The 15,065-nt window shown below is 72.0% G+C and carries 13 protein-coding genes; 7 read left to right on the top strand and 6 right to left on the bottom strand.

Annotated features, from left to right (window positions below; genetic code table 11):
- Nucleotides 1-20 precede the first annotated feature (20 nt).
- Nucleotides 21-509 carry a cupin domain-containing protein gene (locus tag ACOZ35_RS13620; RefSeq protein WP_424014079.1) on the bottom strand — a complete coding sequence of 163 codons (489 nt, stop codon included), beginning with the start codon at nucleotides 507-509 and terminating at the stop codon, nucleotides 21-23.
- Between the two features lie 323 nt (nucleotides 510-832).
- Here ACOZ35_RS13620 and ACOZ35_RS13615 point away from each other — a divergent pair, with 323 nt between their 5' ends.
- Together ACOZ35_RS13615 and ACOZ35_RS13610 are read left to right on the top strand one after the other, a co-directional pair.
- On the top strand, nucleotides 833-2,404 hold the full coding sequence (locus ACOZ35_RS13615) for a (R)-citramalate synthase (protein WP_424014078.1): 1,572 nt from the start codon (nucleotides 833-835) through the stop codon (nucleotides 2,402-2,404).
- A gap of 62 nt (nucleotides 2,405-2,466) precedes the next feature.
- Complete coding sequence (locus ACOZ35_RS13610; RefSeq protein WP_121595368.1) at nucleotides 2,467-2,778, top strand: hypothetical protein; 312 nt, start codon at nucleotides 2,467-2,469, stop codon at nucleotides 2,776-2,778.
- Nucleotides 2,779-2,808: 30 nt separating this feature from the next.
- On the opposite strand, the gene ACOZ35_RS13605 is transcribed toward ACOZ35_RS13610, so the two are convergent.
- Both ACOZ35_RS13605 and ACOZ35_RS13600 read right to left on the bottom strand, forming a co-directional pair.
- A complete protein-coding gene (locus ACOZ35_RS13605) occupies nucleotides 2,809-3,186 on the bottom strand; it encodes a group I truncated hemoglobin (RefSeq protein ID WP_424014077.1) in 378 nt (125 codons plus the stop codon).
- Between the two features lie 73 nt (nucleotides 3,187-3,259).
- Complete coding sequence (locus ACOZ35_RS13600; RefSeq protein WP_424014076.1) at nucleotides 3,260-4,696, bottom strand: MATE family efflux transporter; 1,437 nt, start codon at nucleotides 4,694-4,696, stop codon at nucleotides 3,260-3,262.
- Nucleotides 4,697-4,850: 154 nt separating this feature from the next.
- Here ACOZ35_RS13600 and ACOZ35_RS13595 point away from each other — a divergent pair, with 154 nt between their 5' ends.
- Nucleotides 4,851-5,258, top strand: coding sequence for a gamma-glutamylcyclotransferase family protein (locus tag ACOZ35_RS13595; RefSeq protein ID WP_424014075.1), 408 nt, complete (start codon nucleotides 4,851-4,853; stop codon nucleotides 5,256-5,258).
- A 275-nt stretch (nucleotides 5,259-5,533) separates the two neighbouring features.
- A complete protein-coding gene (gene ilvA / locus ACOZ35_RS13590) occupies nucleotides 5,534-6,745 on the top strand; it encodes a threonine ammonia-lyase (protein ID WP_424014074.1) in 1,212 nt (403 codons plus the stop codon).
- Nucleotides 6,746-7,154: 409 nt separating this feature from the next.
- On the opposite strand, the gene ACOZ35_RS13585 is transcribed toward ilvA, so the two are convergent.
- The 3 genes from ACOZ35_RS13585 to folP form a co-directional block, all read right to left on the bottom strand.
- On the bottom strand, nucleotides 7,155-8,225 hold the full coding sequence (locus tag ACOZ35_RS13585) for an NAD(P)/FAD-dependent oxidoreductase (RefSeq protein WP_424014073.1): 1,071 nt from the start codon (nucleotides 8,223-8,225) through the stop codon (nucleotides 7,155-7,157).
- Between the two features lie 122 nt (nucleotides 8,226-8,347).
- On the bottom strand, nucleotides 8,348-9,844 hold the full coding sequence (locus ACOZ35_RS13580) for a DHH family phosphoesterase (RefSeq protein WP_424014072.1): 1,497 nt from the start codon (nucleotides 9,842-9,844) through the stop codon (nucleotides 8,348-8,350).
- Nucleotides 9,845-9,920: 76 nt separating this feature from the next.
- Nucleotides 9,921-12,536: a dihydropteroate synthase gene (folP, locus tag ACOZ35_RS13575; RefSeq protein WP_424014071.1), complete on the bottom strand. Its 2,616-nt coding sequence runs from the start codon at nucleotides 12,534-12,536 to the stop codon at nucleotides 9,921-9,923.
- A gap of 490 nt (nucleotides 12,537-13,026) precedes the next feature.
- Between folP and ACOZ35_RS13570 the strand changes: the two genes are divergently transcribed.
- From ACOZ35_RS13570 to ACOZ35_RS13560, 3 genes are all read left to right on the top strand, one after another.
- Entirely contained in the window at nucleotides 13,027-14,070 is a 1,044-nt protein-coding gene (locus ACOZ35_RS13570) for an ABC transporter ATP-binding protein (RefSeq protein ID WP_424014070.1), read from the top strand.
- Entirely contained in the window at nucleotides 14,067-14,822 is a 756-nt protein-coding gene (locus ACOZ35_RS13565; protein ID WP_424014069.1) for an ABC transporter permease, read from the top strand. Before ACOZ35_RS13570 ends, ACOZ35_RS13565 begins: the two co-directional genes overlap by 4 nt.
- Before the next feature lie 88 nt (nucleotides 14,823-14,910).
- The gene (locus tag ACOZ35_RS13560) at nucleotides 14,911-15,054 is read left to right on the top strand and encodes a DUF7560 family zinc ribbon protein (protein ID WP_424014068.1); all 144 of its coding nucleotides are present in this window, start codon (nucleotides 14,911-14,913) and stop codon (nucleotides 15,052-15,054) included.
- The last annotated feature ends 11 nt before the right edge of the window (nucleotides 15,055-15,065 follow it).

Here is a 15,065-nt window from a genome sequence, read left to right as displayed (position 1 = left end):
ATCGCGCGCTGCGAGAATCCCTACGGCGAAAACGAGGTCCCGCACTCCGTACAGGTGAACCGGAACCGCCCCTCGTCGGTGAGTTCGGTGTCGTGGACCTGTTCTTCGCCGCAGTCGCGGCACTCGACGATCGATTCGATCTGGTCCCAGTCGTGGTGGGCGCCGGGCGCGCCGACCGCCCACGCGACCACCTCCTCGTCGGCGTCCTCGGCCACGAACCCGGACTGGAACTCGCCGGGCGCGAATCGGATCAGCTCGTCTGGGCCGACCTCGACCTCGTCGCGCTCGCGCCCGACCTCGAACGTGGCGGTGCCGGAGAGCACGTAGAAGATTTCCTCCTGGTCGCCGTGGGTGTGGAGGCCGCCGGAGAAGCCGTCCCCGGGCGCGAGCTCGAAGTAGTTCATCGCGACGTGGTCGGTGCCGAGCGCGCGCGAGACCGGCTTTCGAATGTCGTGAACGCCCATGGGGTTCGTGACGACGTCGACGTCGTCGATCGCGACTCGCTCCATGCTGGTCGGTCGCAGGGGACTCCCCTAACGCTGTCGGCAGCCGCGACGAGCGATCGTCGATGAACCGCGTCGAAGATTCCTCGACGAAACCCGGGCCACAGCGAGGATCGCTCGGCCATACCTGACGCGACCCGGCAGTTTATACGTGTGTACACTGTTCGCACGGGTACGAATGACGCGAGACACTCGCGATCGTTCGGAGGATAGAGGAAGTCGCCTCGCGGCGGCTGGCCGCGAAATTCTCCGACGATAACGACTCCGGGGCACGACCGCCCCGCGGCGGCACCGACCCCGAGACCACCGCAGAGCCGACGGACCACCTTTTGACCCGAACACCGCTCACCAACCTCGACGAGGTACAGCTGTTAGACACCACCCTGCGCGACGGCGAACAGATGCCGGGCGTCTCCTTATCGCCCGGCGAGAAAGTCGACGTCGCCCGCGAGCTCGACGCCGCCGGCGTCCACCTGATCGAGGCCGGCTCGGCGTGCACCTCGGAAGGCGAGCGCGAGGCGATCCGCCGCGTCGCCGACGAGGGGCTCGACGCGACCGTGACGAGCTTCGCTCGCGGCGTGAAGCGCGACGTGGACCACGCGCTCGACTGCGGCGTCGACGGCGTGAACCTCGTCGTCCCCGCCTCCGACAAGCACGTCGAGACGAAGGTCGGCTCGACCCGCGACGAGGTCGTCGAGACGACCGTCGAGCTCGTCGAGTACGCCAAAGACCACGGCCTGTGGGTGGAGGTGCTCGGCGAGGACGGCTCGCGGGCCGACCTCGACTACCTCGAACGCCTGCTCGGCGCGGGCCTCGACGCGGGCGCGGACCGGATCTGCTACTGCGACACGGTGGGCGCGGCCGACCCCGAGCGCACCGCCGAAGTCGTCTCGCGGCTCGCAGACCTGGGCCCGACGAGCCTCCACACCCACGACGACCTCGGCTTCGGGCTGGCGAACGTCCACGCGGGGCTGAAGGCCGGCGCCGACACCGTCCACGGTACCGTCCTCGGCGTGGGCGAGCGCGCGGGCAACGTCGCCCTCGAAGAGGTCGCGATCGCGCTGGGCGAGTCGTACGACGTCGACACCGTCGAGCTCTCGCGGCTCTACCGGCTCTGTCGGACCGTCTCGGAGGCGACCGGCGTCGCGCTCCCGCCGAACAAGGCCGTCTGCGGGGCCAACGCCTTCGCCCACGAGTCCGGCATCCACACCGACGGCACGCTCAAGGACGGGACGATGTACGAGCCGTACCCGCCGGAGACGGTCGGGCGGGAGCGCCGGCTCGTCTTGGGCAAGCACGCCGGCCGCGCCGGGGTGAAGGCCGCGCTCGCCGAACACGACGTGGCGGTCGACGACGACGAGCTTCGCGAGGTCGTCGCCCGCGTGAAGGAGCTCGGTGAACGCGGCAAGCGCGTCACGGACGCCGACCTGCTCGCCATCGCCGACGACGTTCGCGGCCGCGAGCGCGAGCGCCACGTCGAGCTCGTCGACCTCTCGGCGACCTCCGGCGGCAACCTCCCGACCGCCTCGGTCAGGCTGCGCGTCGGCGACGACGAGCGCGTCGCCTCCGGCACCGGCGCCGGCCCTGTCGACGCCGGCTTAGAGGCGGTCCGCGCGGCGCTCGCGGGCGACGGGGACGGCGAGCGCGGGAGCGACGACGAGCGCGATGGCGTCGCCTTCGAGCTCGACTCCTACCACGTCGACGCGATCACGGGCGGCACGGACGCGGTCGTCACCGTCGAGGTCGACCTCTCGCGGGGCGACCGCTCCGTGAGCGTCTCGGCGTCGGACGCGGACATCACCCGGGCGAGCGTCGTCGGGATGGTCGACGGGCTCGACCGCCTGCTCGCGGCGGAGGCGGACGCGGCGAACGCCGAGCCGGGCGCCGTCGCCGATGACTGAGCGACGGGCGGGCGCGCCGGCGTCTGACGAGGTTTTTACCTGATGGCGTCCGACCTCGGGGTGTGAGCGTCGTCGTCGCGATCAAACCGTCCGCGCGCAAGCGGAACGCGAAGGTGGGACGGCTCGTCTTCGAGGACGGGACCCGCCACGCGTTCGAGAGCCGCGCGGCCGCCGAGCGGTGGGCCGACGACCTCTCGGCCGGCGACGGCCACGTCTGGGTCGCGAGCGCGCACCCCCGCGACGACGGCGACGCCGACTGTTACCTCGTCTCGCGGGCGACGAACGCGAAGCTGGAGGCTGCCTACGACAAGCGCCGCCGCCGGCTCAGGGGCGACGCGGGATCAGAACAGGAGTCGCTCGGCGGCGAGCCCTGACCGGGATCACTCGTCCGCGGGCGGGCCGCGCTACTCGTCCACGGGCGTACCGCCGACGACGTCGTCCTCGAACCCCGCGACCGCCTCCATCACCGCCTCGCGGTCGGCCTCGTCGACGTCGAAGGCCCGCAGCGCCTCGTCGAGGTGCGTCGCGACGACCTCGAACTCGACGGCGGTTATCGCCAGCTCCTCGTGAGCGGCCGCCATCTCCTCGCCCTCGTACCGGATCGGGCCGCCGGTGACGGCGCTCAGGAACTTGGTCTGATGGGAGCGCTGTTTCGCCATGTCCACGTCGTCGAAGTGGTGGTTCACCCGGTCGTCGGCGAGCACCCGGTCGTAGAACTCGTTGACGATCGCGCCGATGGCCGGTTCGCCGCCGAGGCGTTCGTACAGCGTCTCGTTCGACATACGCCGGTGACGGACGCCGGCCGTATCATTGTTCTCCTCCCCGAATTGAGGCGCCGTCCGCGCCCGCGCCGCGTCACGGCGAGTCGTCCGCGCGCGAGCCGTCGCCGGACGCCGCGTCGGACTCGGCGCCGGGCCCGGACCCGCGCGCGTCCATCATGTCCGCGGCGCGGGTCGCCCAGTCCGTGTAGCGGAAGCCGGCGGCGACGACGAGCGCCATCCAGACGTAGGCGGCGAACACCCCCACGTACGCGCCTTCGGGGCCGAACCCGGCGGTGCGGCCGAGCAGCCACGAGAGCCCCAGGAAGAGCCCGAACATCCCGGAAACGCGCGCGACGAGGGGGATCCGCGTCTCGCTGGCGCCCTGGAGCGAGCCGGAGAGCGCGGAGAAGCAGGCGAGGGCGGCGCCCGCGACGCCGTACACCCGCGCGAAGTCGACCGCGGACGAAACCGTCGCCGCGTCGTCGGTGAAGATCGGGACGATCCGGGGAGCGGCGACGACGAGCCCGAGCCCGATCGCGCCGACCGTGAGCACGCCGAGGCTCGCGACCGCCCAGCCGTTGAACCGCGCGGCCTCCGGGTCGCCCTCGCCGAGCGCCTGGCCGACGAGGATCGACGCCGCGACGTTGTACCCCCGCGAGAGCGGCCCGGTCACCTGCTGGTAGACGCGGCGGCCGATCTGGAAGCCGGCGTTGACCGTCTCGCCGAAGCCTAAGAGGAGCGCGTTGAAGGGGAACTCCGCGATCTCGGAGCCGAACCCCTCCAGCACGCGCGGGGCGCTCACGACCAGGAGCTGTTTGGCGATCGTGAGGTCGCGCGGCCACGCGAAGTCCGCGTCGGTCCACGATCCCCAGATGGCGAAACAGAGCAGCCCGGCCGTGAGGACGTTTGCGCCCGCGGTCGCGAGGCCGACGCCGACGACCTCCAGCCTCGGGAGGCCGAACAGGCCCAGCCCGAGGACGACCGATCCGGCGATGTTGACGGAGTTGGCGGCGATGTTGACGTACATCGGCGTCCGGGTGTCGCCGGTTCCCTGGAGCGCGCGGGCGCCGACTAAGGCGACGTGGCGGGCGGGAGCGGTCGCGAACACGATCGCGAGGTACGTCGAACCGAGGTCGACGACAGCCGGCGAGGTCCGCTCATCCACGAGCCGGCCGAACACGTCGATCGCGAGCTCGCCGAAGAGGAACCCGAAGAGGACGAACGGGACCCCCGCGAGCGCGCCGAGCAGGATCGCCTGCGTCACCGCCTCGTCGCGGTTCTCCGCGGCGCCCGCGCCGGTGTCCTGCGAGGAAAGCGCGATGGCGCCACCACCGAGGCCGAGCCCGATCCGCAGCGGGAAGCGTGCGTACAGGTCCGCGAGGCCGATGGCGACGACCGCAGCCGGCGAGAACAGCGCGGTGACGAGGATGTCGGTCGTCCGCATCGCGGTCCGGAACGTCTGCTCGGCCATGACGGGCCACGCGAGCGCGAAGACGCGCTTCCAGACGCGCCGCAGCCGCGGGAAGTCCATGCGTCGCGTTCGACGGACCCCCGCGGTATTGATATATCGGAGCCGGACGCTCCCGCCGGAAGTCGGGGGTGACGGGAGCCGATCGCACCTCCGGCCGACCGCGTCGAGCCGCGAGCGCCCGAACGTTGAAGCCCGCGAGCGACGCACGGCCCCCATGGACGTCTTCGTGTACGGCACCCTGACCGAGCCGGAGCGGGTCGCCGAGGTGCTCGACTCGTACGTCTTCGTCGGCCCCGCGACGCTCGACGGGCTCCGGCTCGTCGAGGGGCGGTACCCGACGCTCGCGCCGGGCGGCGAGACGGCGGGGCGGCTCCTCCGGACGGACGAGGTCGACGCGCTCGACGCGTACGAGGACGTCGACGGCGGCCTGTACGTCCGCGAGACCGTGCCGCTCGACGCCCCAAGCGAGTATCCCGACGCTACCGCGGTGTACGTCGGCGACCCCGACCGCCTCGACGCGGACGCGACGTGGCCCGGGTCCGGCTCGTTCGCCGACCGGGTTCGATCGGTCCTCGACGAGCGCGACGTGCGGGTGCGGCTGACCCCCCGCGATCCCGTCTGACGGAACGATGACGGCGCCGCAGTCGTGCGGTTTCACTTTCGCTCTGGTAGCCTCACCTTTTTGTATTCCCGTCGCCTCGTTTTACCCGCACGTCACACGCGTGCATTCCCCCCTTACCCACCGCGAGCGGCTCGCTCGTCGATCCGGATCGGCGCGGCAGCCGATGTGGTGACCGCGATACGGTGACCGCGATACGGCGACCGCGACCGCTCGCCGTCTTTCCTCGGTCAAGTCCGACCGGAACCGATTAGCGGTCGGCGCGGCGACGAGGTGGCATGCTCACTCTTGCCGACATCCGCGAGGCGCGCGAGCGGGTCTCGGGCGTCGCCCGGCACACGCCCCTCGAGCGGTCGCGCTCCTTCTCCGAGATGAGTGGCGCCGACCTACACCTCAAGCTGGAGAACTTCCAGCGGACCGGCGCGTTCAAGATCCGCGGCGCGATGAACCGGATTCAGACGCTCTCGGACGCGGAACGCGAGGCGGGCGTCGTCACTGCGAGCGCCGGGAACCACGCGCAGGGCGTCGCGCTGGCGGCCAGCCGCGCGGGCGTCGACGCCACCGTCGTGATGCCGAAGTTCGCGCCCGTCTCGAAGGTGAAGGCCACCCGCGGGTACGGGGCGAGCGTCCGCCTGGAGGGCGTCGACTACGACGAGGCGCAGGCGTACGCGCACCAACTGGAGCGCGAGGAGGGCCGCACCTACGTCCACGCGTTCGACGACCCGGTCGTGATGGCCGGGCAGGGAACGCTCGGCCTCGAAATCGTCGATGACTGCCCCGACCTCGACACCGTCGTCGTCCCCATCGGCGGCGGCGGGCTGATCTCGGGCGTCGCGGTCGCGATCAAAGAGCAGCTCCCCGACGTGCGCGTCGTCGGCGTACAGGCGGAGGGCGCGGCCTCGGCCGCGAAGTCGCTCGAAGCCGGCGAGGTCACGGAGATCGACAGCGTCGACACGATCGCCGACGGGATCGCGACGCGGTCGGTCGGCGGCCAGGCGCTCGACGTCATGGAAGAGTACGTCGACGAGGTCGTCACCGTCGACGACCGCGAGATCGCCTTAGCCCTCACGCTCCTCTTGGAGCGCGCGAAGACGCTCGTCGAGGGCGCGGGGGCGGTCGCGCTCGCCGCCGTCCTCTCGGAGGCGTTCGAGTACGACGACGGCGAGACGATCGTCGCCGCGCTCTGCGGCGGCAACATCGACCTCAACCGCCTCGGCACCGTGATCCGGCGCGGGCTCGTCCAGATGGGCCGGTACCTCAAGATCACGATCGACCTGAAGGACCGCCCCGGCGAACTGGAGCGCGTCTCCAGCATCGTCGCGCGCACCGGCGCGAACGTGTACGCGGTCCACCACGACCGCACGTCGCGGGACGTGGCCGTCAACGCCGCCGAACTCGAACTCGAATTAGAGACCGACGACGCCGAACACGCCGCCGACATCGTCGACGCACTCGAGGCCGACGGGTACGAGGTCGAGATTCTGTCCTAGTCGGTCAACGACGGCGACTATTTATAAATAGAACTGCGGTGGCGCGTGCCTGCGAGCGGCCGACAGGCCGCGAGCCAGCACGCGCGAGGGACGCGGCGAGCGCTCGAAGAGCGCGAGCCGCGAGGCTGGGGAGGCGTGAGGCTGCGGTGCTGTGCGGTTGGGTGGGACTCAAAGGGGCAGCCGCAAGAGCGGCGCAGGCGACGTAAGGACCGCAGGGAACGAGCGAAGCGAGTGACCGAGGACCGCAGCGAGCGTGCGCCGCTCTTGCGGCTGGGGCTTTGGAGGTTTTCACCGTCGATCTACACCCGATTATTTATAAGTAAATAGTCGGTCCGCGGTCATTCAGTCCTCACGCTCCGAAAGCGGAACCGAACGCTACCTTATAAGTAGCCGCCGGATGTCTCGATTATTAGTCGTCCGCGGCCGCGGCGTCGACCTCGGCCTCGTACAGCTCGCCGGCGCGCTCGCGCTCGGAGAGGTACTCGTCGGCGTCGAGCGCGGCCTTCACGCCCATCCCGCTCGCCGTGGCCGCCTGCTGGTAGTGGAAGTCGACCACGTCGCCGGCGCCGAAGAGGCCCTCGACGCCGGTTCGGGTCTGCCCGCCACCACGCCCACCTTCCGTGATCAGGTAGCCGTCGTCGTCGGTCTCGATCCCCGTGCCTTCGAGGAAGTCCGTGTTCGGCGTGTGGCCGATGGCGTAGAAGACGGCGCCGACGTCGAACTCGTACTCGTCGACCTCGTCGGCGGTCGCCGGGTCGTCGAGCTTCTCGGTCGGGTGACCGTCCGGGTGCTCGACGAGCGTGACGTGATCGATCCCGTCCTCGGGAGTGCCGTGGATCTCGGTAAGTTCCGTGTTGAGGAGCAGCTCGATCTCGCCGTCGTCGACCTTGTCCATCACGCGCTCGATCCACACGTCCTCGGCGCGGAACTCTTCGCGGCGGTGCGCGATGTAGACGGTGTCCGCGAACTTCGTCAGGAAGTTCGCCTCCTCCATCGCGGCGTCGCCGCCGCCGACGACGAGCATGTCCTCGTCGCGGAAGAACGCGCCGTCACAGGTGGCACAGGTCGAGAGGCCGTATCCCATCAGTTCGTCCTCGCCGGGGACGCCGAGCGTCCGCGCGCTGGCGCCCGACGCGGCGATGACGGCGTCCGCAGTGTAGACGTCACCGTCGGAGAGCGCGACGCGGAAGTGGCCCGCGGGCTCCTTCGAGACGTCCTCGATGACGCCGTTGCGGGCCTCGGCGCCGAACTTCTTCGCCTGCTCTTTCATGTCGTTGATCAGGCTCGGCCCGGAGATCCCCTCGGGGAAGCCGGGGTAGTTCTCTACGTCGGTCGTCAGCGTCAGCTGGCCACCCGGCTCGTCGCCCTCGATGAGCAGCGGGTCGTTGTTCGACCGGGCGGCGTAGATCGCCGCTGAGAGCCCCGAGATACCGGTGCCGGCGATTATCAGTCGACGGTGTTCGACGATGTCGTCGGTCATGAAAGTAGGTTCGCCGGCGCGCCGTATGTACGTTGCGACTGTTGTGCGATCCCCGCACAACCACCCTCTCGCGCTTCGACGACCACCCTCTCGCGCTTCGACGACCACCCTCTCGCACACGCTCAGTCTGTCGGGAACTCGGGCGGGAGACCGATCGGCTGGGCGGGCGCGTCGTCGAGCGCCTCGAAGAACCGCTCGGCGACGAACGCCTCAACGACGTCGGGGAGCGACTCCGACTCGGAGACCTCCGAGAGGATGCCGAGCGGGACCTGCGCGCCGGCCATCGAGGCGTGCCCCCCGGCCGAGCCCACGGGGTCGAGCGCGTCGCGAAGCAGCTCGCCCGCGTCGAGGTCGGCGCCCCGGGCGCGGGCGGAGCCGTAGATCACCCCGTCCATGTAGCCGTAGACGAACGTCACCGTCACGTCCTCCAGATCGAGGAGCCGCTCGGCCGCCTGCGAGAGCGCGTCGCGGTCGGAGATCTCGCCGACGCAGGAGGCGGCAACCGAGCCGCGGACGTCGCGGTTCTCGATGGCGGCCGCGAGGACGCGCAGCGTCTCTGGGCTCACGCTCGGGCTCTCGACGCGTTCGAGCGTCGACTCGTCGGCGTGCGCGAGCAGCGCGGCGGCCGCCTCGAAGTCGTCGATAGCGGTCGCGCGCGTGAAGTCCTTCGTGTCGATCCGGATGCCGTACAGGAGCGCCGTGGCGAGGTCCCGCTCCGGCGCGATCCCGTACCGCGAGAGGTACTCTTCGATTAGCGTGCTCGTCGCGCCGACCGCGGGGCGGATGTCGAGGAACGACCCCGCGACCGGCCCCCGCGGCGGGTGGTGATCGATGACGACGTCGACCGGGTGGCCCTCGGGGAGGCTGTCGTTGATCCCCGCGCGGGAGTGGTCGACTAAGGCGACGCCGCCGTACGCGTCGAGGTCGATCTCGTCGAACGACCGCAGCCCGATGTCGAGGAGGTTCACCAGCGCGCGGTTCTCCTGGTGGGCGATCTCGCCGCCGTAGCAGGCGTCCGCCTCGACGCCGATCGACTCCGCGATCCGCACCAGCCCGAGCGCGCTCGCGATGGCGTCCGGGTCGGGGTTGTCGTGCGCGACGACCAGCAGCGGTCCCGAGAGCGCGCGAAGCGTCCCGAACAGTCGAGCGGGCTTCTCGTCGCCCTCGGCATCGGCGCGAGAGAACTCCGCGTCGGCGTCGGCGCCGCGGCCCTCGTCGAGCCCGACCGCCTCGAAGACGCGCCCGGCGACCGCCTCGACGGGGTCGACCACGCGGTCGGCGACCGCCTCGACGGCCGCCCGCTGCTCGTCGGTCGGCGCCGTCCCGAGGTGGGCGATAATCATTGCGTCCGGGTACCGCTCTCGGGCCGCGCGCGCGGCGGCGACGTTGCGCTCGGCGTCGTCGCTCGCGATCAGCACGACGGCCGCGCTGTCGGGGTAGGTCCCGGGGTCGGTCGGGTCGGCCTCGACGGTCGCGACGTTGCGGTCGCGCAGCGTCGACACCCAGCCGGTGTCGTCGGTGATCGCCACCAGGTCGTCGCGTCCGCCGCGCTCGTCGTGCGCGTACTCGACGAGCGCGTTCCCGACCGCGCTACAGCCGAGCAGCAGGCGCCGGGTCATACGGACGCGACGGGACCGCGAGGCAAAACGCTGCCGTCGGCGCGGCGCGAGGCCGGGACCGGACACCGGTTCCGGGTCACTCCGCGTCCCCCGCGGAGTCGGCCCCGTCGCGGAGCGCGCCGTGGCGGAGCGACCCGTTCACCGCGGCGGCGACGTCGACCGCCGCGCGGTTCTCGGCGACGTCGTGGACCCGGACGATGTCCGCGCCGCGGTCGGCTGCGAGCGCGGTGCCCGCGACCGTCGCGTGCTCGCGGTCGTCGGCGTCGCGCCCGACCGCGCCGTACAGCGACTTGTGCGAGTGGCCGACGAGGACGGGACAGCCGAGCGCCGCGAACTCCCCGCAGCGCGCGAGCAGCTCGAAGTCCTCCGCCGGGGACTTCCCGAAGCCGAGGCCGGGGTCGACGATGACGCGGTCGCGGTCGATGCCGGCCGTGTCCGCCAGCGCGAGCCGCTCGCGAAGCTCGTCGACGACCTCGCCGACCACGTCGTCGTACTCGGGTTCGGCGTCCGGGTCGACCGGCGCGTCGAGGCTGTGCATCACTATCACCGGGCAGTCGGCGTCGGCGACGACCGAGCGCATCTCGGGGTCCTCCAGCCCCGTCACGTCGTTGATGACGTCCGCGCCCGCGTCGAGCGCCGCCTCGGCGACAGCCGGCTTCCGCGTGTCGACGGAGACCAGCACGTCCCCAGCGTCGACCGCCGGAACCGACTGGATCGCCTCGATAGTGGGGACGACGCGCTCGATTTCTGCCTCGACCGGGACCGGCTCCGCGCCCGGCCGGGTCGATTCGCCGCCGACATCGACGATGTCGACCCCGGCCTCGACCATCCGCTCGACGCCCGCGACCGCGTCGTCGAGGTCGGCGTGGCGCCCGCCGTCGTGGAAGGAGTCCGGCGTGACGTTGAGCACGCCCATCACGGCGGTGCGGTCGGTCCACGGGAAATCGGGGGCTGCGTCGTCCGCGTCGTCGCCCGTGTCGTCCGCGTCCTCCCGCTCTTCGATTCCGACCGCCGCCGCGAGGTCGGCCGCCACGCCGCCGAGGCCGCCGGCGTCGGCCGCCGCGAGCCGGTCGACGAGCGCGCGCAGTTCGGCGACCGTCCCCGCGACGGTGACCGGGACCTGCTCGCCGCCGGCCCCGCGGTCCTCGTCCGCGCCGAGGCCGCCGAGGGCCGCGTCGCCGCCGACCGCCCGGGCCTCGCTCGCGACGCGCTCGGCGCGGTCGCCGCGCAGCCGAAGCGTGAGGACGCGGTGGTCGACGCCGTCGCGGTGGGCCGCGACGCCCTCGGGCGGAACGCCGGCCGTGTCAAGCGCGTGCGTCGCGTCGTCGGCGTCCTGAACGGTCCGCTCCCGGACCGTTCGGGTCCGGGCCGCCCGGGCCTCCGCGACCGCGAACAGCGAGCCGACGAGCAGCACGCAGTCGCCGTCGTCGGCGCGGTCGACGGCGTCGGCGAGCGCGTCGGCCACGTCATCGCCGGCCGTCACGCGGTCAATACCCGCGGTACGCAGCGCCGCCGCGAGCACGTCGGGATCCTCGGCGCGGTCGATGGCGGGCCGACAGGTGACCGCCGTCGCCGCGTCGGGGAGTGCCGCGGCCGTCTCCGCGTGGTCCTTGTCGTGCATCGCGGCGTACACGAGGTGGAGGTCGCCGTAGTCGTACTCGGCGAGCGTCGCCGCGAGCGTGCGAGCGGCCGCGGGGTTGTGCGCGCCGTCCAGCACGGTCAGCGGCGCCGTGTCGACCACCTCGAATCGGCCGGGCCACGTCGCCCGCGCGAGGCCGTCGCGCACGGCGCAGTCGGGGAGGTTGATTCCCAGCGTCTCCGCGGTCCGGTCCGCGAGCGCGACGGCGACCGCCGCGTTCGTCGCCTGGTGGCGGCCGACGAGCGGGATCCGGTAGGTCCCTGCGCGCTCGCCGATGAGCGAGATTTCGGCGTCGGTGGCGCTGACCCGGCCCTCGTAGGTCGCCGCGAACGCGGGCGGGTCGTCGGCCTCGTCGGCCTCGTCGGGGTTCGGGTCTGCGGAGCCTCCGTCGCCAGTCACCCGCGTCACCGGCGCGCCGGCCTCGCCCGCCACCTCGCGGACGACGTCCAGCGCCTCACCCTCGCAGGCGGTGACGAAGGGGGCGTCCGGGCGGGCGATCCGAGACTTGGTGCGGGCGATCTCTTCTATCGTGTCGCCGAGGACCGCGGTGTGTTCGAGCGAGACGTTCGTCACGGCGGTCGCGGCGGGGTCGACCGCGCTCGTCGCGTCGTACTCGCCGCCGAGGCCGACCTCAAGGACTGCGACGTCGACCTCGCGCCGCGCAAACTCGCGGATCGCCATCGCCGTCACGACCTCGAAGAACGTGAGCGGCTCGCCGGCGGCCGCCCGGTCGATCAGCCACGGACGGACCTCCTCGACGAAGTCGGCGATCGCGGCCTCGGTCATCTGCCGGCCGTCGACGCGGACGCGCTCCGCGAGCGCGGAGAGGTGCGGCGAGGTGTACAGCCCGACCGACAGCCCCGCCTCCCGCAGGACCGACTCCGTCATCCGCGCCGCGCTGCCCTTCCCGTTCGAGCCGGCTATCTGGACGAACGGAACGCCCTCTTGGGGATCCCCGAGGTGCGCCAACAGCGCCTCAACCCGCTCCGTGCCGGGCTTGACCGAGAAGCGGCGGAGGTCGAAGAGGAACGCCGCCGCCTCGTGGTAGTGCATACGCCGTGAGTCGGGAGCGCGTCGCTTAGGGGTAACGGACCGGGACGGGGTGGCCGATCGCGTGGTGGGCCGACGGGACTCGGTCGGCGTGGAAAGCACAGTTGTCGGCGCTCCGGCCGCAGGACCGGACCAGATCGGCCTCGGAACCACGACGACCGCCGAAGTCCCAGTCATTCGCTTATAAATGGTTGAAAATAGATCGGCAGCGAACACCGCCAAAGCCCCAGTCGCGAGGACGACGCACGCTCGCTGCGCTCCTCGTCGCTCGTTTCACTCGCTCCTGCGGTGCTTGCGTCGCCTGCGTCGTCCTCGCGACTGCCCCTTTGAGTCCCGCCCCGCACCGCACAGCACCTCACGCCTCCCCAGCCTCGTCGCTCGCGCTCGGTTCGCGGCCTGACGGCCGCTCACCGGGGCGCGCCGAACGCCAGTTGATCGGTGTGTCGCCGACGGAAAAGCAACCCTTACGCGCGCGGCGACCGGACGCGGTTCCATGGACGAGACAGCGACCGACGCCGCGGTCGACGCCCCCGCCGCCGGGGCGAATCCGGGCGGCCCCGCGGCCGATCCCGTCGTCGTCGGCGAGGGGGTCCGGAAGTCGTACGGCGACGTCGCCGCGCTCGACGGGGTCGACCTCGATGTCGCGGCCGGCGAGGTGTTCGGGCTCATCGGCCCGAACGGCGCCGGGAAGACGACGCTGGTGCGCGCGCTCACGGGGACAACCGAGGCGGAAGGCGACCTGCGCGTCTTCGGCGCGCCGCCGCGGGACGTCGACCCGGCCCGGATCGGGCTGCTCCCGCAGTCGTTCGACCCGCCCGCGCGGCTCACGGCCCGCGAGCTGGTCGACTACTACGGCGGGCTCTACGACGAGGCGCGCGACACGGAGGCGGTCCTCGATGACGTGGGGATGGCCGACGACGCCGACGCCTGGTACGAGACGCTCTCGGGCGGCCAGAAGCGCCGGACCTGCGTCGCGACCGCCGTCGTCAACGACCCCGACCTCCTCTTCCTCGACGAGCCCACGACCGGGATCGACCCCGCCGGGCGCCGGGCGATCCACCGGCTGATCGAGCGGCTCGCGGCCGGCGGGACGACCGTCTTCCTCACGAGCCACGCGATGGACGAGGTCGAGCGGCTCGCCGACCGGGTGGCCATGCTCCGCGACGGACAGGTGGTCGCGAGCGGGGCGCCCGACCGGCTGGTCGCCGAGCACGGCGGCGCCCCGCGGCTCGACGCGGCGACGGCGGAACCGGCGACCGACGAGGTCGTGGAGGCGGTCGCGGCCGGCGTCCGCGATCGCCTCGGCGGCGATCCGACGGTCGAGGCGAGCGACGACGGCCTCCGGGTGCGCGGCGTCCGACCGGAAGCGATCGGCGCCGCGGTCGACGCGCTCGACGACGCCGGCGTCGCCTTCGACTCGCTGTCGTGGTCGGAGCCGTCGCTGGAGGACGTGTACCTGCGGCTCACCGGCGAGGAGTACGCGCGCCGGGGAGACGGTGGACTGCCGGCCGAGCCGGCCGAGGAGGGCGACCGATGACCCGCCTCGGCCGGATCCGGACGGAGGCGGTGGCGGCGGGACGTTCGTTCCTGCGCCGCCGGACGGCGGTGTTCTTCACCTTCTTCTTCCCGGTCATCCTCGTCGTCATCTTCGGCGCGCTGGTGCGGACCCAGCCGACCGGGGGCGGCCTCTTCGCCGAGCCCGCGGGCTACTACATCCCGGGCTACCTCGCGGTCGTGGTCCTGTTCACGCCGCTGTCGCGGGTCGGCTCCGAGATCGCGCGCCACCGCGACGGCGGGCGGTTCGAGAAGCTGGCGACGACGCCGCTCTCCCGCGCCGAGTGGCTGCTCGCGCACACGCTCGTCAACGTCGGGATCATCGGCGCCGCGAGCCTGCTCATCCTCGGGCTCGTGCTGGCGGTGACCGACGCGACCCTGATCGTCTCGCCGGCGCTGGCGGCGCTGCCGGTCTTCGTCGCGGTCGCAGTCGCGCTGTTCTGCGGACTCGGGGCGGTCCTCGGCGCGCTCGCGGACTCGCAGGACGGCGTGATCGCCGCGAGCAACACGGTCGCGCTCCCCCTACTCTTCCTCTCCGAGACGTTCGTCACGCCGTCGCTGCTGCCGGAGTGGTTCCTGCCCGCGGTCGCGGCCTCGCCGCTGACGTACTTCGCGCGCGGGACCCGGGCGATCACCTTCGAGGGCGGCGCGTGGGCGGGCGACCTGTTCGTGTTGTCCGCGCTCGCGGCCGTCTTCCTCGCGGTCGGCGCGTACGCGGTGCCGCGCACGGAGTGACCGGGCCGCCGCTCGGCGACCGGCCGCAGTCCGGGAACCGGCCATTTATATTCGCCGCCCGCGTCCGAGAGGAACGAGAGGAAAGCCGTTGACCACCGTTCACTTCACCTGTCCGGACTGCGAGCAGACCATCGAGGTCAACGACGCGATGCGGGAGACGATACTCGAGTCCGGCTGTCCGGTGTGCACCGCGACCGCGGCGGAGGAGGACTTCGCCGCGACCTGCGAGTAGCCGCCGCCCCC

Source organism: Halorubrum xinjiangense (assembly GCF_049604745.1).
GTDB lineage: Archaea > Halobacteriota > Halobacteria > Halobacteriales > Haloferacaceae > Halorubrum > Halorubrum xinjiangense_A.
This window is presented reverse-complemented; position numbering and strand designations above follow the sequence as displayed.

Bases quoted from the DNA above. Each gene is read 5' to 3' on its own strand.
- ACOZ35_RS13620 (WP_424014079.1), bottom strand. From the start codon at position 509: ATGGAGCGAGTCGCGATCGACGACGTCGACGTCGTCACGAACCCCATG.
- ACOZ35_RS13605 (WP_424014077.1), bottom strand. From the start codon at position 3,186: ATGTCGAACGAGACGCTGTACGAACGCCTCGGCGGCGAACCGGCCATC.
- ACOZ35_RS13600 (WP_424014076.1), bottom strand. From the start codon at position 4,696: ATGGACTTCCCGCGGCTGCGGCGCGTCTGGAAGCGCGTCTTCGCGCTC.
- ACOZ35_RS13595 (WP_424014075.1), top strand. From the start codon at position 4,851: ATGGACGTCTTCGTGTACGGCACCCTGACCGAGCCGGAGCGGGTCGCC.
- ilvA (WP_424014074.1), top strand. From the start codon at position 5,534: ATGCTCACTCTTGCCGACATCCGCGAGGCGCGCGAGCGGGTCTCGGGC.
- ACOZ35_RS13585 (WP_424014073.1), bottom strand. From the start codon at position 8,225: ATGACCGACGACATCGTCGAACACCGTCGACTGATAATCGCCGGCACC.
- ACOZ35_RS13580 (WP_424014072.1), bottom strand. From the start codon at position 9,844: ATGACCCGGCGCCTGCTGCTCGGCTGTAGCGCGGTCGGGAACGCGCTC.
- folP (WP_424014071.1), bottom strand. From the start codon at position 12,536: ATGCACTACCACGAGGCGGCGGCGTTCCTCTTCGACCTCCGCCGCTTC.
- ACOZ35_RS13570 (WP_424014070.1), top strand. From the start codon at position 13,027: ATGGACGAGACAGCGACCGACGCCGCGGTCGACGCCCCCGCCGCCGGG.
- ACOZ35_RS13565 (WP_424014069.1), top strand. From the start codon at position 14,067: ATGACCCGCCTCGGCCGGATCCGGACGGAGGCGGTGGCGGCGGGACGT.